Source organism: uncultured Campylobacter sp. (genome assembly GCF_938045465.1).
GTDB lineage: Bacteria > Campylobacterota > Campylobacteria > Campylobacterales > Campylobacteraceae > Campylobacter_B.
In genome coordinates, this window is the sequence record NZ_CALIBF010000147.1 from 1 (window position 1) to 1,430 (window position 1,430).

Genomic DNA, 1,430 nt, shown 5'->3' on the forward strand with positions numbered 1-1,430 from the left:
GAGCCTGCGCCTTTTTGCTGGCAAGCGCCGCTTCGTATTCGCTCAAGCTCACGCCTGCAGCATCCAGCGCGGTTTTGATGAACCTTTGTTTATCACTGCCGCTGCCAAAATCGTCCTTTTTGTCGTGGATCGCTTTGTAAATCGCGAATTTCGCCTTTTTAAATTTCGACTCGTCGCTTAGTAAGCTAACGTCGTCCTTCTCATCAAGCACGATAAGGGCTGCGAATACGCCGCTTGCGGTCTGTCCGAACACGCCCTTGGTCTTTAGATGCCACGGCAGAAACTCCGTCCCCTCAAGCTTTTTCATTAGCTGCGGCGTGACCGTCCTGTCGAACGTATAGCAGTGCGGGCACTCGTAGTTAAAAATTTTAACGACACTGTTTTTCGGCACATTTAGCGGCTTTTGCAGCACTTGATAATTAACGCCCTCCTCTAGCGCGTTTGCACCTACGCTAAGCAAGCAAACGGCGGCTAAAGCTTTAAAAATTTTAGCGATTTTCATCAAATTCCTTTGCGGTAAATTTTAAAGATTGTATAAAATAAAGGGTAAATTTGAAATAAAATCTAAGCAACGAGCTTCTTTTTTAATTCTTTAACCATTTCGAGTTTAAGTTCCTTGGTTGTATAATGCCTGAAATTTTACATTTCAAAACAAGGAGTAGTTATGAAAAAGTCTATTTGTATCGCGATTTTGCTATGCGCCAGTTTGATGGCGAGTGAGTGCACCGCAGTGTATGGAGATGGAAAAACGGAGCTAAAGCTTGCTACGGGAAGCCCGGGAGAGCTTGGGCTACTCGAAGTTTTATCTAATGAATTTAGCAAGGCAAACGACACCAAAATTTGCTGGATAAAAGCAGGAAGCGGCCAGACTCTCGAACTTTTGAAAAATAAAAAGATAGATATCGCTATGGTTCACGCTCCAAAGGCGGAAATAAGCGCCGTAAAAGAGGGCTGGGCTACGCAAAGGACGTTGATCGGATCAAACGAGTTTTTTATCGTAGGGCCTAAAAGCGATCCCGCAAAGATAAAAACCGCCCAAAACGTAACAGAGGCCTATACCGATATAGCCAAATCCCAAAGCCTTTTTTACACCAGAGCGGACAACTCCGGAACTCATAAAAAAGAGCTTAGTATCTGGAAAATGGCAAATATCGTTCCGCAAGGCCAGTGGTATGAGGCAAATAAAGATTTTATGTTAGCGACTCTTTTAAAAGCCGATAAAAACGGAGCATATTTTATGAGCGATAGCAGTACTTGGGTCGTGGCAAAAAAAGATATAAAATCTAGCGAAATTCTATTTCGCGGCGATAAATATCTAATAAATACGTATTTATTGAATCCTATTCCCGTCAAGGATTAGATTGTCCGTGTAAGGGCGTATTGCATATTCCCCACGAATTTCCATGATCATGGGCAAATGATTGATCCGA

At 43.1% G+C, this 1,430-nt stretch carries 2 protein-coding genes; one reads left to right on the forward strand and one right to left on the reverse strand.

Features of this window, described 5'->3' with window-relative positions; genetic code table 11:
* A partial coding sequence (locus Q0413_RS07130; protein ID WP_298988298.1) for a thiol:disulfide interchange protein occupies positions 1-502 on the reverse strand: 502 nt, incomplete at its 3' end.
* Between the two features lie 162 nt (positions 503-664).
* Here Q0413_RS07130 and Q0413_RS07135 point away from each other — a divergent pair.
* Positions 665-1,360: a substrate-binding domain-containing protein gene (locus Q0413_RS07135; RefSeq protein ID WP_298988299.1), complete on the forward strand. Its 696-nt coding sequence runs from the start codon at positions 665-667 to the stop codon at positions 1,358-1,360.
* The last annotated feature ends 70 nt before the right edge of the window (positions 1,361-1,430 follow it).

Bases quoted from the DNA above. Each gene is read 5' to 3' on its own strand.
- Q0413_RS07135 (WP_298988299.1), top strand. From the start codon at position 665: ATGAAAAAGTCTATTTGTATCGCGATTTTGCTATGCGCCAGTTTGATG.